Origin of the sequence: Mesorhizobium sp. M0778 (assembly GCF_040320105.1) — a bacterium.
Taxonomy (GTDB): Bacteria; Pseudomonadota; Alphaproteobacteria; order Rhizobiales; family Rhizobiaceae; genus Mesorhizobium.
The window spans coordinates 21,600-38,300 of the sequence record NZ_JAMYPA010000012.1; the positions used below are offsets into that span (position 1 = coordinate 21,600).

17 protein-coding genes and 1 pseudogene are annotated in these 16,701 nt (G+C 62.4%); 5 read left to right on the forward strand and 13 right to left on the reverse strand.

Annotated features, from left to right (window positions below; all coding sequences use genetic code 11):
- Window positions 1-6: 6 nt before the first annotated feature.
- The 6 genes from NKI22_RS17975 to NKI22_RS18000 form a co-directional block, all read right to left on the reverse strand.
- The gene (locus NKI22_RS17975; protein WP_031193403.1) at window positions 7-726 is read right to left on the reverse strand and encodes a FadR/GntR family transcriptional regulator; all 720 of its coding nucleotides are present in this window, start codon (window positions 724-726) and stop codon (window positions 7-9) included.
- Between the two features lie 148 nt (window positions 727-874).
- Window positions 875-1,837, reverse strand: a complete 963-nt coding sequence (locus NKI22_RS17980; RefSeq protein WP_023717038.1) for a DMT family transporter — start codon at window positions 1,835-1,837, stop codon at window positions 875-877.
- Between the two features lie 31 nt (window positions 1,838-1,868).
- Window positions 1,869-4,469 carry a TRAP transporter permease gene (locus tag NKI22_RS17985; RefSeq protein WP_023717037.1) on the reverse strand — a complete coding sequence of 867 codons (2,601 nt, stop codon included), beginning with the start codon at window positions 4,467-4,469 and terminating at the stop codon, window positions 1,869-1,871.
- Between the two features lie 56 nt (window positions 4,470-4,525).
- The gene (locus NKI22_RS17990) at window positions 4,526-5,479 is read right to left on the reverse strand and encodes a TAXI family TRAP transporter solute-binding subunit (RefSeq protein WP_051409598.1); all 954 of its coding nucleotides are present in this window, start codon (window positions 5,477-5,479) and stop codon (window positions 4,526-4,528) included.
- Window positions 5,480-5,573: 94 nt separating this feature from the next.
- Window positions 5,574-6,905 (reverse strand): aspartate aminotransferase family protein, encoded by a 1,332-nt coding sequence (locus NKI22_RS17995; protein WP_023717035.1) that lies wholly within the window; start codon window positions 6,903-6,905, stop codon window positions 5,574-5,576.
- On the reverse strand, window positions 6,902-7,807 hold the full coding sequence (locus NKI22_RS18000; protein ID WP_023717034.1) for a MurR/RpiR family transcriptional regulator: 906 nt from the start codon (window positions 7,805-7,807) through the stop codon (window positions 6,902-6,904). The genes NKI22_RS17995 and NKI22_RS18000 overlap by 4 nt, the downstream gene beginning before the upstream one ends.
- A gap of 96 nt (window positions 7,808-7,903) precedes the next feature.
- On the opposite strand from NKI22_RS18000, the gene NKI22_RS18005 reads away from it, so the two are divergent.
- Entirely contained in the window at window positions 7,904-8,752 is an 849-nt protein-coding gene (locus tag NKI22_RS18005; protein WP_023717033.1) for a beta-keto acid cleavage family enzyme, read from the forward strand.
- A 167-nt stretch (window positions 8,753-8,919) separates the two neighbouring features.
- Window positions 8,920-9,312 carry a GFA family protein gene (locus tag NKI22_RS18010; protein WP_023717032.1) on the forward strand — a complete coding sequence of 131 codons (393 nt, stop codon included), beginning with the start codon at window positions 8,920-8,922 and terminating at the stop codon, window positions 9,310-9,312.
- A gap of 31 nt (window positions 9,313-9,343) precedes the next feature.
- On the opposite strand, the pseudogene NKI22_RS18015 reads toward NKI22_RS18010, so the two are convergent.
- Window positions 9,344-10,851, reverse strand: a pseudogene (locus NKI22_RS18015) (winged helix-turn-helix domain-containing tetratricopeptide repeat protein).
- A 148-nt stretch (window positions 10,852-10,999) separates the two neighbouring features.
- Here NKI22_RS18015 and NKI22_RS18020 point away from each other — a divergent pair.
- Window positions 11,000-11,242 carry a DUF1127 domain-containing protein gene (locus NKI22_RS18020; protein WP_023717030.1) on the forward strand — a complete coding sequence of 81 codons (243 nt, stop codon included), beginning with the start codon at window positions 11,000-11,002 and terminating at the stop codon, window positions 11,240-11,242.
- Window positions 11,243-11,323: 81 nt separating this feature from the next.
- On the opposite strand, the gene NKI22_RS18025 is transcribed toward NKI22_RS18020, so the two are convergent.
- Together NKI22_RS18025 and NKI22_RS18030 are read right to left on the reverse strand one after the other, a co-directional pair.
- A complete protein-coding gene (locus tag NKI22_RS18025) occupies window positions 11,324-11,662 on the reverse strand; it encodes a DoxX family protein (protein WP_245278508.1) in 339 nt (112 codons plus the stop codon).
- 23 nt (window positions 11,663-11,685) lie between these two features.
- Complete coding sequence (locus NKI22_RS18030; protein ID WP_031193399.1) at window positions 11,686-12,048, reverse strand: VOC family protein; 363 nt, start codon at window positions 12,046-12,048, stop codon at window positions 11,686-11,688.
- 210 nt (window positions 12,049-12,258) lie between these two features.
- Between NKI22_RS18030 and NKI22_RS18035 the strand changes: the two genes are divergently transcribed.
- Together NKI22_RS18035 and NKI22_RS18040 are read left to right on the forward strand one after the other, a co-directional pair.
- Complete coding sequence (locus NKI22_RS18035) at window positions 12,259-13,110, forward strand: AraC family transcriptional regulator (protein WP_352958680.1); 852 nt, start codon at window positions 12,259-12,261, stop codon at window positions 13,108-13,110.
- Window positions 13,111-13,218: 108 nt separating this feature from the next.
- Window positions 13,219-13,650: a VOC family protein gene (locus NKI22_RS18040; RefSeq protein ID WP_023717026.1), complete on the forward strand. Its 432-nt coding sequence runs from the start codon at window positions 13,219-13,221 to the stop codon at window positions 13,648-13,650.
- Window positions 13,651-13,777: 127 nt separating this feature from the next.
- On the opposite strand, the gene NKI22_RS18045 is transcribed toward NKI22_RS18040, so the two are convergent.
- The 4 genes from NKI22_RS18045 to ehuC are packed head-to-tail and all read right to left on the reverse strand — an operon-like array spanning window position 13,778 to window position 16,678.
- Window positions 13,778-14,521 carry a GntR family transcriptional regulator gene (locus NKI22_RS18045; RefSeq protein ID WP_023717025.1) on the reverse strand — a complete coding sequence of 248 codons (744 nt, stop codon included), beginning with the start codon at window positions 14,519-14,521 and terminating at the stop codon, window positions 13,778-13,780.
- Entirely contained in the window at window positions 14,518-15,297 is a 780-nt protein-coding gene (gene ehuA / locus NKI22_RS18050; RefSeq protein WP_352958642.1) for an ectoine/hydroxyectoine ABC transporter ATP-binding protein EhuA, read from the reverse strand. The genes NKI22_RS18045 and ehuA overlap by 4 nt, the downstream gene beginning before the upstream one ends.
- Window positions 15,294-15,953 carry an ectoine/hydroxyectoine ABC transporter permease subunit EhuD gene (gene ehuD, locus NKI22_RS18055; protein WP_352547624.1) on the reverse strand — a complete coding sequence of 220 codons (660 nt, stop codon included), beginning with the start codon at window positions 15,951-15,953 and terminating at the stop codon, window positions 15,294-15,296. The genes ehuA and ehuD overlap by 4 nt, the downstream gene beginning before the upstream one ends.
- Window positions 15,950-16,678 (reverse strand): ectoine/hydroxyectoine ABC transporter permease subunit EhuC, encoded by a 729-nt coding sequence (gene ehuC, locus NKI22_RS18060; protein ID WP_352483851.1) that lies wholly within the window; start codon window positions 16,676-16,678, stop codon window positions 15,950-15,952. Before ehuC ends, ehuD begins: the two co-directional genes overlap by 4 nt.
- Between the last annotated feature and the right edge of the window lie 23 nt (window positions 16,679-16,701).

Genomic DNA, 16,701 nt, shown 5'->3' on the forward strand with positions numbered 1-16,701 from the left:
CAACTGCTATTCCGCAACCTCCTTGGCTGCGGCTCTCTCATCGAAATTGCGTGAGAATCTGATTTGCGACTGGCGCAGATGCTGCTGCATGGCGGCCTTGGCCCGCTCGGGGTCGCGCGCGGCAATCGCATCGCGCACGGCACGATGCTCCTTTGCCGCTATCTGCCAGGAATCGTTGGTCTCGAAATAGATCGACAGGCGTTCGAAGTACGGGTTCATGCGCTGGTCGAAGAGCTCGCCGATGAAGCGCACCAGCACCGCGTTCTCGAGAATGCCGGCGACTGCAGTATGGAATTCCCGGTCGAGCGTAATGGTCATCTTGTTGGGGTGACGCATGGCCTCCATCCGGCGCAGCACGTCGTCGAGCCGTTCGATATCTGCAGGCCGGACGTGGAGAGCAGCTTCGGCGGCGATCGCGCCTTCGACGAATTCGCGCGCGCGCAGCAGCTCGAACGGGCCTTCCTCGATTTCGGGTTCGGAGGCGGGGGCGCTCGGCGGATCGGTGACGTAGATGCCCGAGCCGACGCGGATGCGTATGCGGCCTTCGACCTCCAGCGCTATCAGCGCTTCACGGACCGTCGGGCGGGAAATTCCGAGCTGGTCGGCCAGATCCCGCTCGGTCGGCAGACGGTCGCCGACGGAAAACTCGCCGGCATCGATCAGTTGCCTGAGCTGATCGGCGACCTGTCGGTATAGCCGGCGTGGTTCAACGGCCTGGATCGGCATGCGTGTTTAGTTCCCTCCCCGGCTCGCCCCTGGTACATTGGTCTGACCCATTGACCGCAAGCTTAGACAGACCATGCAGAGAGTCAAGCTCGACAGAACCGCGGCCCGCGCACCGGAAGGCGGCGGCATTCGGCAGGCATTCCATGCGTCAGCGCCGTCCTCCGCGAATGACCAGGACGTTCCCGGCGGCGACGAGGACGAGCCCGATGATCGCGTAAGCGGTCCAGGCATAGCCTTCCAGCGCCGTGGAGATCAAAAGCGCAAAGACGGGAAATATGACGGTCGCATAGCCGGCGCGGGCGCCGCCAATGCGTCCGAGCAGCGTCAGGTAGGCGGCGAAAGCCATGACCGTCGATATGACGGCGAGGAAGACCAGCGAGCCGATATAAGAGGCGGTCGTCGCGAACACGAACGGCTCACCGAGCAGGAAGGCCAGGAACGCCGACCACAGAGTGCCGTAGAGCATGCCCCAGGCGCTGGTTGAAACGAGCGGCAGGCCGCGGCGCTGGTTTGCGACGGAGACGAGATTACCGGCGCAGAAGCTCAGCGTGCCACAGAGGCACAGCAGAAGGCCCACCAACGTCCTGCCTGAAAGCCCGTTCGCGGCAATTTCGGGAAAGAACATCAGCGCTATGCCGGCGAAGCCAATAACGCCGCCGGCGAGAATGCGCGGCGCCGGGCGCTCGCCGATGACCAAGGCACCGAGCAGCATGTTGATGACCGAGGCGAGCGAGAAGACGACCGAGAGCAATCCGCTGACGAGATAGCCGGCGCCGTAATAGAAAAACAGGAAGTTCGATGAGAAGATGAGGATGCCGAGCACAGCAAAGCGCAGATGATCGGTGATCGGAAAGCGGAGCCGCCCGCCGGAAAAACCGGCCCAGGCAAACATCAGCAGCGTGGCGATGGCGAAGCGCCAGACCAGATTGACCTCGTTCGATACGCCGCTGCCGACCTGAAGTTCGATCGCGAACCACGATGCGCTCCAGGCGATGACCGTCAGCGCGTAAAGCCCGTAGTCGACGGGTTCGAAGGGGCGGTCGCGCGTCGTCGTGCGCTTTTCCGCGGTAGCCGGCTCCGGGGCGCCGTTTGGTTCTCTTGTTACCGACATGCTGGCCAAGACTCTTCCGCTCATAAGGCGCTTATAGACCAACCGTCCGCCTTCGCCGCTTCTGACCCCAGACGACGAGACCGAGCAACAGCAGTGCCGGGATGGCGAACCAATAGCGCGACGGCCGTTCCGCAGGGACTAGCACCTGATTGATTTCGTCGCCCGGCTGCAGGCCGAATTTGGCCGCCTGGCTGCCCAGTCGCACCACGCCGACCGTCACGTTATCGCCAAGCGCACTGACGTCCAAGCCCGCGGCCTTCAGGCGTTCGGCCGATGAATTTCCAGGCCCGAGTTGTAGTCGCACCAGCTTCGATATCTCATCGCCGTTGAGGTTCAGTGTCGTCAGGCGCAAGCGAACTGCGCCCCCCTCGGCTGTCTCGTCGACGATACGGCCGAGTTCGGAGGCAGGCACTGCCCGATAGGGTTCGCTCACCTGATCGAGCAAGAGTCCCGGCCTGAACAAGATGAAACAGGCCAGCAGCAACGCAATCGTCTCGTACCAGCGGTTGCGCACGAGCATCCAATTCTGCGTCGCTGCTACAAACGAGACCATGGCCAGCGTCGACGTCACCACCATCGCGACGAAGTCGAACGGACCTTCGAGATCGATCATCAGCAGTCCGGTGTTGAAGATGAAGATGAACGGCAGCAGGCCGGTACGGATCTCGTATTTGAAACCCTGAATCCCGGTCTTCACCGGATCGGCGCCGGAAATTGCCGCAGCAGCATAAGCCGCCAGCCCCACTGGCGGCGTCACGTCTGCCATCAGCCCGAAATAGAAAACGAACATATGGACGGCGACCAGCGGCACGGCAAGATCGTTCTGCGCCGCCAAATCGACGATGACCGGCGCCATCAAGGTGGCGACGACGACATAGCTTGCAGTGGTCGGCATGCCCATGCCGAGAATGATGCAGATCACCGCGGTGAACAAGAGCATGACGATGAAGCTGCCGCCCGAGATGAATTCGACCAGCTCGGTCATCACCAGCCCGATGCCCGTGAGCAGAACCGTGCCGACGATGATGCCGGCCGTCGCAGTGGCAATGCCGACCGTCGTCATGTTCCGTGCAGCGGCGGACAGGCCACCGACCAGATCGTCGAAACCGCGAAGCCAATGCCGTGCCAGCGCACGGTCCTTGCGGAAAAAGGCGGTGAGCGGCCGTTGCGTCACGATCAGCGCCATCAGGGCGACAGCGCCCCAGAATGCCGACAGGCCGGGCGACAGCTCCTCCACCATCAGGCACCAGATCAGCAGGATCACCGGCAGCAGAAAATGCAGGCCGGTGCGCGCCGTCTCGCCGAAATGCGGAATCCTTACGATCTCGCCCTCCAGATCCTCCAGCGGCAGGTCGGGATAGCGCGCACGGTAGGCGACAAGGCCGATGTAGACGGCGATCAGCGCGGCAGTGATCATCCAGGTCGCGGCCGCGCCGAAAACGATCTTCGTCCAGCCAATGCCGTAATAGACAAGCCCTGCGAGGACGATGAAGCCGCATATGCCCATCAGCCCACGCAGCGCACCCTGAAATGCGGAGTGCGTGCTGCGTGACGGCAGGCCCTTCATCCCCGTCTTCATCGCCTCGATATCGACGATGTAGAACAACGAGCCGTAGGTCAGCAGCGCTGGATAGAAGGCATGCTTGACCACCTCGGCATAGGAGATGCCGACATATTCCGCGATCAGGAACGCGGCGGCGCCCATCACCGGAGGCATCAGCTGACCATTGACGCCGGCCGCGCATTCGATGGCGCCCGCCTTCACCGCAGAATATCCGACCCGGCGCATCAGCGGGATGGTGAAGGTTCCGGTGGTCACGACATTGGCGATCGACGACCCAGAAATCATGCCGGTCAGGCCGGAAGCCACGACACCGGCCTTGGCCGGACCGCCGCGGTATTTGCCGAGCAGCGAGAAGGCAAGCTGGATGAAAAAGCCGCCGGCGCCGGCGCGCTCCAGCAATGTTCCGAACAGAACGAACATGAAGACGACATTGGTGGACACACCGAGGGCAACACCGAAGACCCCCTCCGACGTCAGCCACATCTGCGAGGCTGCGCGCGATAACGTCGCGCCCTTGTGGCCGAGCAGGCCAGGTAGGTGAGGCCCGGCGAAGATATAGATCAGCATGATCGCCGCGATGACGGTGATAGCAGGCCCGACGGCGCGACGCGCGGCCTCGAGCAGGATGAGGACGCCGGCGATCGAGACGACCAGGTCAGCCGTAGTCGGAAGACCCGGCCGATGGGCGATATCGCTGTAAAAAACCAACAGATAGAGGGCGGACGCCGCCCCGGCGATGCCTAGCACCCAGTCGGGCGGCGGCACCCGGCTGCGCGACGAGGTCTTGAAGGCCGGAAACGTCAGCATCGCCAGAAACAGGGCGAAGGCCAGATGAATGGAGCGGGCGATGCCGTCGCTGACAACTCCAAAATTGAGCATGAACGGAAGGGGCGAGGCATACCAGAGCTGGAACAGCGACCATGCCAGCGATACGCCGAGGATCAGCTTCGCGGTGCGGCCGGTCGGCTTGCGCCCACCGGTGTCGGCCTCGGCGACGATCTCGCTGAGCTTGTCAATGTCGATAACGGGTTGGTCAGGCGCTGCCGCCCGCTGGCTTTGATCTGTCATCGTTCCCCACAATTATTTGCGATGCGAGGTGCCCGTTGCGCCTCGCATCGGAGGCCTCAGAGCCAGCCCTTTTCCTTGTAGTAGCGCTCCGCGCCCGGATGTACCGGCGCCGACAGACCGGTCTTGATCATCTCCTTGGGATCGAGATTGGCGAAGGCCGGATGCAGTTTCTTGAAGTCGTCGAAATTTTCGAAGACCGACTTCACCAGTTCGTAGACCACCTCATCGGGCGTGCTGGCGTTCGCCACGACAGTGGCGCGGACGCCGAATGTCTTCACGTCGTCCGGATTGTTGGCGTACATGCCGCCCTTGATGGTGGCGACTGAAAAGTAGGGATGGGCTGCTAACAGCGCGTCCACTGCCGGACCGGTCAGTGGGATGAGTTTGGCGCCACAGGCCGTGGTCGGATCCTGGATCGCGGCGGAAGGATGACCGACGCCATAGAAGAAACCATCGATCTTGTTGTCGCACAGCGCGCTGCCCTGCTCGTCCGCCTTCAGCTCAGCGGCAAGCGAGAAATCGCCGAGCGTCCAGCCAATCTGCTTGAGCAATTCCTCCATCGACGAGCGGGTGCCTGATCCGGGATTGCCGACGTTGAAGCGTTTGCCTTTGAAGTCCTCGAATTTGGTGACGCGGGCGTCCGGCCGCGCCAGCACGGTAAACGGCTCGGGATGGACGGAGAACACGGCCCGCAGATCCTTGAACGGCTTGCCGTCGAAATTTCCAGTCCCCTCATAGGCCTGGTACTGGACGTCCGATTGGGTCAAGCCGAAATCGAGGTCGCCGGTCTGGATGGAGTTGACGTTGAAGACGGAACCGCCGGTCGACTCGGTCGAGCATCGGATGCCGGTTTTCTGCCGGTCCTTGTTCATCAGTCGGCAAATGGCGCCGCCCACAGCGTAGTAGACGCCGGTGACCCCGCCGGTGCCGACCGTGACGAAGCGCTGCTCGGCTCCGACGGATGGCAGCGCCAGCAGCATGCAGGCCGCCGCGCCGATCAGGGTTTTCATCGAACTATACATGGTTGCTACCTCTCTGGTGGTTGTCCCGGCCCGTCGCCGATGACGCGTTGGAATTGGGTTGAGGCGATCCGCGTCGTGCGGGTCAGGCCGCTGAAGCGATCGCAGCGTCGATCGCCTCACCGAGCCGTTCGACGATCCGATCGATATCCTGTTTGGAGATGATGAAAGGCGGCGCCACAAGCACATGAACGCCGCGCACACCGTCAATCGTCCCGGCCATCGGGTAAATCATCAGGCCGCGGGCCATTGCTTCGCGCTTGATGCGGGCGTTGAGTTCAAGCCTCTGGTCGAACGGCTCCTTGGTGGCGCGATCAACCACCAGCTCGATTCCCCTAAACAGACCCCGCCCGCGAATGTTGCCGACGTGATGGTGGTTATCGAAGCGTTGGTGCAGGCGTTCGTCCAGCTGCGCGCCCATTGCGCTGACGTTGTCGAGCAGACGGTCACGTCGGATGACCTCCTGCACGGCAAGGCCGGCCGCGGCCGCCATTGGATGCCCCATATAGGTATGCCCATGCTGGAAGAAGCCCGAGCCTTGGGCAAAGGCGTCGAAGATATGCCTGCCAAGCAGCACCGCGCCAATCGGCTGGTAGCCGCCGCCGAGCCCCTTGGCGACGGTCAGCAGGTCGGGAGTGATGCCGTCCTGTTCGCATGCATGCAGCGTGCCGGTACGGCCCATGCCGCACATCACTTCGTCGAGGATGAGCAGCACGCCGTAGCGGTCGCAGATCGCGCGAATGTGCTTGAAATAAGCGGCAACCGGCGGCACGGCGCCGAGTGTGGCACCCACCACCGGCTCGGCGACAAAGGCGATGACCTCGTCCGGGCCGAGTTCGAGGATCTTGTCTTCGAGCTGCTGGGCGGCGCGCACCGCATAGGCTTCGTCGCTTTCGCCATGCTTTTGATAGCGATAGGCATAACAGGGGTCGATGTGATGGGTCTCGATCAGCAACGGCCTGAATTGGGCGCGCCGCCATTCATTGCCGCCGGTGGCGAGAGCACCGAGCGTATTGCCGTGATAACTCTGCCGGCGTGCGATGAGATGGCGCCGTTGCGGTTCGCCTTTCTCGACAAAATATTGCCTGGCCATCTTGAGCGCGGCCTCGACCGCCTCCGAGCCGCCGCTGACCAGATAGACATGGTCCAACCCTTCCGGCGCGTCCTCGACCAGCCGATCTGCCAAGCGCTCCGCCACCTCGGTGGTGAAGAAGCTGGTGTGGGCGTAGGCGATGCGGTCAAGCTGGGTGTGCAGTGCAGCGATCACGTCGGGATGACCGTGGCCGAGACAGGACACGGCGGCGCCGCCCGACGCGTCGATATAGGACTTGCCCTCGGCATCGAACAGTTCGATGCCTTGGCCGCGAATGGCGACCGGCAGCGTCGAGTGGATGGTTCGATGAAGAATGTGTGTCATCGACGGTCCCTCATGGGCATTTTCTTCGGCGGACGTTGGTTGAGATGGGTCTTGAGGGCGGCGCCCTGCTCATCGAAACGTCGCAGCGACTCAACGGCGCCCTCGCCTGCCTGCCCTGCGACAAGAGCGCCGAGGACCTCCGCAACGATGAAAGCTGGCGTCATGGTGTGGAAAAAGGACGGGCTGCCCGTCGGCACGATGACCAGGTGATCGGCAAGCAGCGCCAAGGGCGCTACCCCGCTGTCGGTGACCGCAACGATCGGTACGCCGCGGCCGGCAGCATACTCGACAAGCTCGATGGTGAAGCGCGTGTAGGGCAGGACGCTGGCGGCGATCAGCACGTCGTCCTTGGTCGCGTGGGCCAGAGCGTCGCCGTCGGTTCCGCCGATGCCGTGCAACAGCACCGACTTCTCGCCGATCAGCGACAGGATGTAATGCAGATGCCAGGCCACTGCGTGGCTCGAGCGCAGGCCGAGGCAATAGACACGCCTTGCCGCACTCAGCGCCCTGGCCGTGCCGACCAGACGGTCGATCGACCTGCTTTCGGCGAGATGGGCAAGCTGGCTGGAAATTGAATCCAGAATATCGGCCGCCAGCGCGTGGTCGCCCTTGAGCTTTTGGTTGGCCACCTGGAGGCCCGCCTTGCCGGCAAAACCGATTTCGCCGTCCCGGATCGCGGCGGCGTAGATATCGCGTACGGTCTCGTAGCCATCAAGGCCGAGATGCTGGGCCAGCCGCGTCATCGTGGCCGGCTGCACTCCCGCGTGCCGGGCCTGCTCGCGCATGGACAACAACGCGACATCATACGGCTTATCAAGGACATAGCGCGCGGCGGACCGAAGCTGCGCCGACATGCCGTCGAAGGCACTGACGATCTGTCCAGCAAGCTCTCCCTGGTCCATGGATATTGCTAGCTCGCCAGACCAGCGATTGCAACGTCTGTTTCAGTGTGGTCAAAGATTGATTCATATGAATCTTGTAACTCACAGAGCGTCTCCATGAAGCCGGCCCATGGTCTCGATCGCGTCGCCATAGCTGTCGCGCCGAACGGGGGACGTCGCAGCAAGGCCGACCATCCGGCGATTCCGCTGACACCAGCCGAACTTGCGCGGACGGCCGCGGAATGCGCCGATGCCGGTGCGGCTATGATCCACGTCCATGTCCGCGACAGAAGCGGCAATCATCTGCTCGACGCCGACGCCTACCGCCAGGCGATCGCCGCCATCCGCGGTGCCGCCGGCGACCGCTTGGTAGTTCAGATCACTTCCGAAGCACTCGGTATCTATTCGCCGGCCCAGCAGATGGCCGTCGTACAAGATGTGAAGCCGCAAGCTGTCTCCCTGGCGCTTCGCGAAATCGTTCCTGATGCCGGATCGGAGCTCGCATTCGCGCGCTTCATGGCCTGGCTGCGCACCGAGGGAGTAGCGCCGCAGATCATCCTCTATTCGCCCGAGGAGGCCGTCAGGCTTTCGGACATGCAGCAGCGCGGACTGATCCCCTGGGCAAGCATACCGGTTCTCTACGTGCTGGGCCGCTACACGCCGGGACAGACGTCCGTTCCTGCCGATCTCCTGCCATTCCTCGCGGCGAACACGCCGCGCTTCGACCATTGGAGCGTCTGCGCCTTCGGCCGCAACGAAGCGGCGTGCGTGATCGCCGCCGCGTTGCTTGGCGGCCATATCCGGGTCGGCTTCGAAAACAATCTCTTCCTTCCGGACGGCAGAATAGCTTCGTCCAACGCCGAACCGGTAGCGACGGTCGCACGCATACTCGCCGACTGCGGCGTCAAGATCGCCTCGGCCGCCGAGTTGGCGGCTCAATGGAACGCGCCGTTTCGTTCCATATGACAAACCAAAGCCTATTTTCGGCGGCAAGCTCGCGTAAGGCATAGAGAGGCGGCTGCAATGTCATCGCCACGGAAGAACGACGTGTCCCCGCCTACGGCGCGGCGATTGCAACAACAGTGCCGGTCGTTGTAACCATTCCGGCCGCTTGATTTTGGAGGAGACGCAGCATGGACCGATTCACCGGCGGGTGCCTGTGTGGCAACGTCCGAATTGTCGCGTCGGGGCGCCCATACCGGGTCGGCCTTTGCCACTGTCTCGACTGCCGCAAGCATCATGGCGCCCTTTTTCACGCTTCCGCGATATTTCCTGAGGATGCGGTGACGATCGACGGCGAAACACGCGACTATGCCGGGCGGTTTTTCTGTCCGCGCTGCGGCTCGACGATTTTCGGACGCACCGCCGACGAAATCGAAGTGAACCTGGGATCCCTGGATGCGCCTGACCAACTGATGCCGACCTACGAAAGCTGGATCATCCGTCGCGAGTCCTGGTTGCCGCCGTTTCCGCTCACCAGACGATACGAGCGCGATCGTGACGCCACGGGTCGCTTTGAGGAATAGGTCGCACGAACGGTGCGACGGCGCCGGCGCGTCACTCCGGAAGGCCGGCCTTGCGGAAGCCGTCAACGAAATGCTCAAGCGTCCCAGCGTCGCGGAATGGCTCCGTCGTCGCCCAGTGCCGGGTTGTGAAATGCGGGTTGCCGACGAGGAACAGTTCGACCTCTGCACGCGCCTCGTCGAGCCGGCCGAGTTGGGCAAGGCTTGCCGCCAGGAAACGGCGTGAGCTTGTACGATAAGTCTCGTCCCTGCGCAGTGTCTCGACAGCAGCCTCGTATTCGCGGGCCGCGTATTGCGCCTGCCCGAGCGTCAGATAATACCAACTTGCCGGAAACGGGTTCAGCCGGAAGGCCTTGCGGATGTGCTCAAGGCCCTCCTCGACCTGCCCCGCGAAGATCGCGATGTCGGACAGTGCCGCCCAGGCATCGGCCTCGTTCGGGTCGAGCTCGATGGCCTTGGCGAATTCCGCATCCGCCTCGGCGAAGCTGCGCTCGTAGGCAAGCAGGTAAGCCAAGACCCAGCGGCACCCGGCATCGTTGGGGTCGATCGCCACGGCTTTGCGCGCCAGCTCTAAAGCAACGCTACGGGATGTTTCGGTTGGTCCGCCGGAATGCACCAATCCCATCCAGTGGTTCATGGCAAGCCAGCGATAGGCCTCGGCATATTCCGGATCGAGCGAAACCGCGCGGGTGAGCATCAGATGCGCTTCCCGCGCCGTCTGCGGCGAATCATCCATCAGCTTGCGCGCGCGCACACACAGATCGTAGGCCTCGAGATTTTGGGCCGATTGCGCGGCGGTGGTGCGCGTAGCCGGCCGAGCAGCGCCTCGACGATCTTGCCGGTGACCTCGTCCTGAACGGCAAAAATATCTTCCAGGCTGCGATCGAAGCGTTCCGCCCATAGATGATCGCCGCTCGCCGCGTCGACCAGTTGTGCATTGATGCGCACCTGCCCGGCGGCGCGTCTTGCGCTTCCCTCCAGCAGGTAGCGCACGCCAAGCTCCTCAGCGATCCCGCGCACGTCCATCGCCTTTCCTTTGTAGGCAAAGGCCGAGTTGCGTGCGATGACGAACAGGCCGGAGATCCTCGACAGGTCCGTGATCAGGTCTTCGGTCAACCCATCGGCGAAGGATTCCTGCTCGGGATCGTTGCTGACATTAACGAAGGGCAGCACGGCTATCGATGGTTTGCCGGGCAGTGGCAAAGGTTTTCGCTTGGCGCCGCCGAGCTGTTCGACGGCGCCCGTGAAGCGGTAGCCGATGCGCGGAACCGTGACGATCCATTCACCGCCGTCGGCGGCCGGACCAAGCAGCTTCCGCAGCAGCGCTATCTGGACGGTAAGGTTGCCCTCCTCGACGGCGGTGCCCGGCCACGTCGCGTCCATCAACTCAGCCTTGCTCAGGATTTCGCCGGACCGTCCGACGAGCGCCGCAAGCAGCTTTAGCCCGCGGTAGCCAACGGCAACGGGGACACCGTTCCGGAGGAGCGTTCCCGCGCCCGGATCAAGCGCGAACGGTCCAAAGGCAAAGCGCGATCCCTGCATACGGCGCATCTATAGCCCGTTTGGAAGTTTTGAGAACTATTTGGGAGAGCTTAATTACGGCGCTGTTCGTATCCTGCAGAATTCCTCCTCTTTCAGGTCGAGGGTCCTCCCAAATCGTATTGGACCTCAAACCATATGGAGGTTTGCCATGAACGATATTCCTACCTTTGCCTCGGGCCAGCATAAGGCAGCTCGGCTGGCGGAAGTGTCGCGTCGGCACCACAGCCTGGCGACGCTGCGAAACATTATCGCGGCCTGGCGCGAGCCGACACGCTTTCGCTGGGACCTCAAGCGATTGGCGGAGACCAATCCCCATCTGATCGACGATATCGGTCTGACGAGACGACAGGCCGAGGAAGAGATCGCCAAGCTGCCCTTCTGGCAGCGATAGGCGAATGCTGCAAAGACACGGATCGCCAACGACCGGCGGCTGATGGCAGATGAAGACGAAGCCGCCGCCTCGAAACGATGATCACAGGCTAGTGGTCGCGGCGACAATCAACCCGCCCAAGACGGCAACATTGATGGTGAAGCCGGTACGAAGGGCTTCGCGTTCATAGCCGCTGTAGCGCCAGAAATTGAGCGCCATGAAAGACGCCGCGATGGTGAAGACGGCCAAAGCTGCGGCGGGAAAGGGTCCACCAAGGCCCGTTGCGAGGCAAAAGCCGCCGCCGATCTCAAGCACCGATCCGGCCGCGAGAAGAGGCTTGGGAGCAGGAAAGCCCCGTTCAGCCAGGGACGCTGCAATCGCCCGGAATCTGAGGAAATGCTCGGCGCCTGCCCAGATAAAGACGCCGCCGAGCAAAACCACTCCGAGGTGGTGGAGGACCGCGATCATTCCTTGGTGCCGTCTTCGGTGTAAACCGCTAGCTCGTAACCGTCCGGGTCCGCAAAATGAAAGCGCCGGCCGCCGGGGAACCCATAAATCGGCCTGACGATCTTGCCTCCCGCTTGCTCGACACGCTTGACCGTTGCCGGCAAATCATCGGCATAGAGAATGACGAGCGGGCCTCCTCCGGACCTCGCTGGGCCAGCCGCAAAGCCGCCTGACAAGCGCCCGTCGTTGAACTCGCAATATTGCGGGCCGTAGTCAGTGAAGGTCCAGCCGAAGGCCTTTCCGTAGAAGTCGCGTGACCGCTGAATGTCTTTCACGTTGAATTCGACGTAGTCGATCCGTTGGTCGTTGTTGTTGCTCATGACGCATACCTCTCGTGTGATGTACGACACCGAAAGATAAGCACGTATCTCGCTTGCCGGATTGAACAAAACGGCCATCGACGTATGAGCAGCAAACGGCGCTGCCGATGGCGATGCACGTGACATCACCCCTCATCTGCCCTCTTCGTTCCGGCCGGAAGAAAACAACCGATTCTTGCAACCGTTCTCGATTGGCAGACGTTGTCGGTCGTGCAGATTGTTGTCTCGAGCGACGGCCGGGCGCAGCCGCTGCGCCGTAGGTTCACCGCCGCTAATCCGAAGGGGAGCGAGATGAGCGATCCCGTCCCAGCGCAGGCAACGGGCACATTTCAGCAACGTCCAGTGTCGGCGCGGCTTCGCGGGACCTTCGCTTCGGTGTGGGTGCATCGAATGGACCCGGCGGGCTCACCGCCAATCGTCGTCATGCCCGACGCAACGATCGATCTGCAATGGATCGGAGGCAGCTTCCGAATTGCCGGACCTGACAAGGAGCCGCAGACCGAGGTTCTAGCGGCGGACGAGGTCGTGATCGGCTTGCGCTTCCATCCTGCCACGGCGGCGGCATGGCTCGGCGTGCCGCAAATCGAGCTGGTCGGTCAGCGGCTGTCGCTCGACGATTTGTGGGGAGCGCGAGCTCGGCGCCTCGCCAGCCGCGTGCGCGCCAGCGACAATCTCGAAGATCTGGCCTGCTCGCTCCAACAGGTCGTCGCCGAGGAGATGGCCTCCGACGCCCCAGACGTTCCCATGCAGGCGGCATATCGCTTGATCGAGCGCGCTCCGCCACCCGACGCGCCTCTCGTCCCTTGGTTGATGCGCGCCCTCGAGATGAGCGAAAGGACGTTGCGCCGGCGCTTCGACGAGAGCTTCGGCTATGGCCCCAAGACGCTTGAACGTATCCTCCGCTACCAGCGCTTTCTGCGGCTTTCGAACCAATCGAACAGCACTACGGCCATCCTGGCAGCCGAGGCGGGCTATTCCGACCAGGCGCATCTTGTTCGCGAGAGCCGACGCCTGACAGGAAGCACCCCGCGACAGATTCATCACCTGCTGCACGGCGAGTGAAACCTCGGCGCGTTCTTCGACTTGGCGGCACGCTTTTGGCCGTTTTGTTCAAGTCTTCACTGTCGCCCGACTTTATCCTGGTGTCTCCGACAACCAGAGGAGACTGCCATGAAACCGCGCATTTCGGTTTTGACGATCGCTGTCGCCAACCTCGAGAGTTGCCTCGTGTTCTACCGCGACGGCCTCGGCTTGCCGACGGAAGGGATCATCGGCCGCGAATTCGAGCATGGCGCCGTCGCGTTCTTCACGCTGTCCGGCGGGTTGAAGCTCGCGATCTGGGCTCAGGACGACCTCGCCTACGACACCGGCCTGCCCAAAGCGCCGATCAGTTCGACCTCGTTCACAATCGGCCACAACGTTGTGCGCCGCGAGGAAGTCGATCAAGTGATGGATGAGGCCGCCCGTGCCGGAGCCGAGATCATCAGGCCTGCCCGGGACACGTTCTTTGGCGGGTATGCCGGATACTTCCGCGACCCGAACGGACACCTGTGGGAGGTCGTCTGGAACCCCGCCAACATACCGAGTGAGGATCCTCTTTAGGGCGGCGCGGACCTGCAGTATCGAACGGCGTTAGTCATCCCCAGTGCTGGCAAATTCTGTCGGCATCGGGGCGGGCGGCCATGCTTTCCCTGGCAAACGAAGCCAGCTCGACGGCAGTCCACCAGTCTTAAGGGGCTGATTGTGTAGCTTTATCCAGATTCGCCTCGCCTGCATGGCGCATCATGCGGCGGAAGCTCATTGAGATATGCGCCCGCCTTATGTGCCCTATGGACTCCCAGTCGCCGATCTCGGCGGCGGCAAGGACCTCTTCCATTTCGCGGCGGAACGCGGTGAATTCCTCGACAAGGCCCAATTGCGGCATCAGCTTCAGGACGACGCGCGCAACCTGAAAATACAGGCGCTCGCTGATCTCGCGCAGTGGCTGGTTGCCGGTCATCGCCGTGAGCTCGTAAAAGAAGTCCATGTTGAGGCGCAGGAAAGCGCGCTGGTCGGGATTGAGTATATCGGCATCGCAGCGTGCGATGAGCGCCCGTATCCGGTCGAGGTCGTCCGCCGTGCGCGGGATCGGTGAAAGCTTGCCGACGAGGAGCGCCAGCTCCAGGCGCAAATGATAGACCTGCTGCAATTCCTCGATATCGACGTCGGTGACGATCGTGCCGACGCCGTGGACGGATTGAACCAGACCCTCGGATTCAAGGCGCGCCAGGACACGCCGGACCGGCGTGCGGCTGATCTCGAATTCCTGGGCAAGTTCTTCCTCGGACAGACGGCTTCCCGGCGCATAGACGAGCAGACAGATGCGGTCGCGCAATATCCGGTAGATGCGCTCGAACCGCTCTCGCGCGGAGAGCGGGCGCGGCGGCGCGGCGGTCACCGTCGTGGGCGGCTTGGCCTTTGTCTCGATCGTCACCCAGCCTCCAGGACAGCGTGCAGGAATTGCCGTGTCCGCTCGTTCTTGGGAGCACCAAACAGTTCGCTTGGCGGCCCCTGCTCGCAGATCTTGCCTTGATAGAAGAAGCAAACGCGGTCGGAAAACTCCTTGGCGAAGCCCATCTGGTGGGTGACCATCAGCATGGTTAGATCATGCTCGCGGCCGATCTGCCTTATCACCTGCAGCACTTCGCCGACAAGCTCCGGGTCGAGCGCAGACGTCACCTCGTCGAACAGCATGATCTTGGGCCGCATGGCAAGCGCCCTGGCGATGGCGACACGCTGCTGCTGGCCGCCGGAAAGCTGTGACGGATAGTGGTCCTTCTTCTGGGCCAGACCGACCAGCTCCAGCAGCTCCGCCGCTCTTGCCTCGGCGTCCGCCCGCTTCATGCCGAGCACCGTTATCGGCGCCTCGATGCAGTTCTGCATCGCCGTCATATGCGGAAACAGGTTGAACGACTGGAACACCATGCCGATCTTGGCGCGGATTTTACGGATATGGGCGAGATCGGCGGGAACAAGCTTGCCGTTCCTCTCCATATGGGTCAGCGGCTCGCCTTCGGCCCAGATGACACCGTCATTGATCGTTTCCAGCGTCATCAGCATGCGCAACACCGTCGTCTTGCCCGAACCCGACGGACCGATGACGGAGACTTTTTCGCCGCGCGCTATTTCGAGATTGAGCCCGTCGAGAACGGTTAACGTGCCGTAGCGTTTCGATACATTGTCGAAGCGGACCATCGGTTGTTCCGTCATCGCGTGGTCCTCCGGTTGAGCAGCCCTTCGAGGGAGCGGATGAGCGCCGCCGAAACCAGGCTCATGGCAAGGAAAAACAGGCCGACCAGCGTGATCGGCTCGGTGTAGCGGAACGTTTCGGAGCCGATGATCTTGGCAGTCTGCATCAGTTCCATCACGGCGATTGCGGAAAGCAACGGCGTCTCCTTGAACAAGGCCACCAGATAATTGCCGAGCGCCGGAACGATCGGCGGGATCGCCTGCGGGATGATGATGTCGCGAAACGTCGTCCAGGACGAGAGATTGAGCGCGATCGAGGCTTCCCACTGGCCGCGATGGATGTTGTCGAAACCGGCGCGATAAACCTCGGAGCAATAGGCGGCGTAGTGGATACCGATGGCCAGCACCCCGGCGGTGAAGGCGTCGAGCACGACACCGAATTTCGGAAAGACGAAATAGAGAAAGAATATCTGGATGAGCAGCGGGGTCGAGCGGATCAGCTCGACCAGCACCGAAATCGTCCAGCTGGTCCATGGCACGGCGATGCGGACGACCGCCAGCACCAGGCCGAGCGAGGCCGCAAGCGCAAAACCGATCAGCGTCGCCTCGATGGAAATGATGGCGGCGCGGGCGAGCACCGGCAGGATTTCCAGGGCAAATCCCCAATCCCAGATCATGCCGCCTTCCCCCGCGCCAGTCCGAGCGACGCCCGCCTTTCGAGAAGCCGCATGCCGATGGTCACAACCAGCGACATTGCCAGGTACATCAAAAGGACGAGGGTGAAGATCGGAATGGTCTTGAACGTGTTCTGGTTCATTTGCTGCGCCTTGAAGGCGAGGTCCGAAAGCGTGATCAGCGAAACCAGCGCTGTCGATTTCAGAAGCTCGATGAACAGATTGCCCCAGGGCGGGATCATCGCGACAAAGGCCTGCGGCAGGATGATCCGGCGCAACATCTGTGGGCGGCTCATGTTCAATGCCGTACACGCTTCCCACTGCCCGCGGGCGACGGACTGGATCGCGCCGCGCACGCACTCCGATCCGTAGGCGCCGACATTCAGGCCGAGTGCGAGCACTGCCACCACGAACGCGTTGATCGTGACGCCGAATTGCGGGAGGACGAAAAACAGCCAGAACAATTGCACCAGCGCCGACGTTCCGCGAAAGATCTCGACATAAACCGTGGCCAGCCATCTGAGCGGCGTTGGACCGTACATCCTTGCAAGTGCTGCAAGCACGCCCATGATAATTGCGAGCAGGCTGCCGAGGACGGCGATCTCGACCGTCAGGACCGCGCCTTGCAGCAGCCCCGGCATGAACACTCGGTAGCTTTCCTGTGTTGCCAAGGCGCCGATCACGACGAGCGCGATGACCAGCATGGCAACGAGCGTACGGATACCCATGCGATTCCCCCGGGGAAAAAGGG

Coding starts and splice junctions, on each gene's coding strand:
- NKI22_RS17975 (WP_031193403.1), bottom strand. CDS start 726: ATGCCGATCCAGGCCGTTGAACCACGCCGGCTATACCGACAGGTCGCC.
- NKI22_RS17980 (WP_023717038.1), bottom strand. CDS start 1,837: ATGTCGGTAACAAGAGAACCAAACGGCGCCCCGGAGCCGGCTACCGCG.
- NKI22_RS17985 (WP_023717037.1), bottom strand. CDS start 4,469: ATGACAGATCAAAGCCAGCGGGCGGCAGCGCCTGACCAACCCGTTATC.
- NKI22_RS17990 (WP_051409598.1), bottom strand. CDS start 5,479: ATGAAAACCCTGATCGGCGCGGCGGCCTGCATGCTGCTGGCGCTGCCA.
- NKI22_RS17995 (WP_023717035.1), bottom strand. CDS start 6,905: ATGACACACATTCTTCATCGAACCATCCACTCGACGCTGCCGGTCGCC.
- NKI22_RS18000 (WP_023717034.1), bottom strand. CDS start 7,807: ATGGACCAGGGAGAGCTTGCTGGACAGATCGTCAGTGCCTTCGACGGC.
- NKI22_RS18005 (WP_023717033.1), top strand. CDS start 7,904: ATGAAGCCGGCCCATGGTCTCGATCGCGTCGCCATAGCTGTCGCGCCG.
- NKI22_RS18010 (WP_023717032.1), top strand. CDS start 8,920: ATGGACCGATTCACCGGCGGGTGCCTGTGTGGCAACGTCCGAATTGTC.
- NKI22_RS18020 (WP_023717030.1), top strand. CDS start 11,000: ATGAACGATATTCCTACCTTTGCCTCGGGCCAGCATAAGGCAGCTCGG.
- NKI22_RS18030 (WP_031193399.1), bottom strand. CDS start 12,048: ATGAGCAACAACAACGACCAACGGATCGACTACGTCGAATTCAACGTG.
- NKI22_RS18040 (WP_023717026.1), top strand. CDS start 13,219: ATGAAACCGCGCATTTCGGTTTTGACGATCGCTGTCGCCAACCTCGAG.
- ehuA (WP_352958642.1), bottom strand. CDS start 15,297: ATGACGGAACAACCGATGGTCCGCTTCGACAATGTATCGAAACGCTAC.
- ehuD (WP_352547624.1), bottom strand. CDS start 15,953: ATGATCTGGGATTGGGGATTTGCCCTGGAAATCCTGCCGGTGCTCGCC.
- ehuC (WP_352483851.1), bottom strand. CDS start 16,678: ATGGGTATCCGTACGCTCGTTGCCATGCTGGTCATCGCGCTCGTCGTG.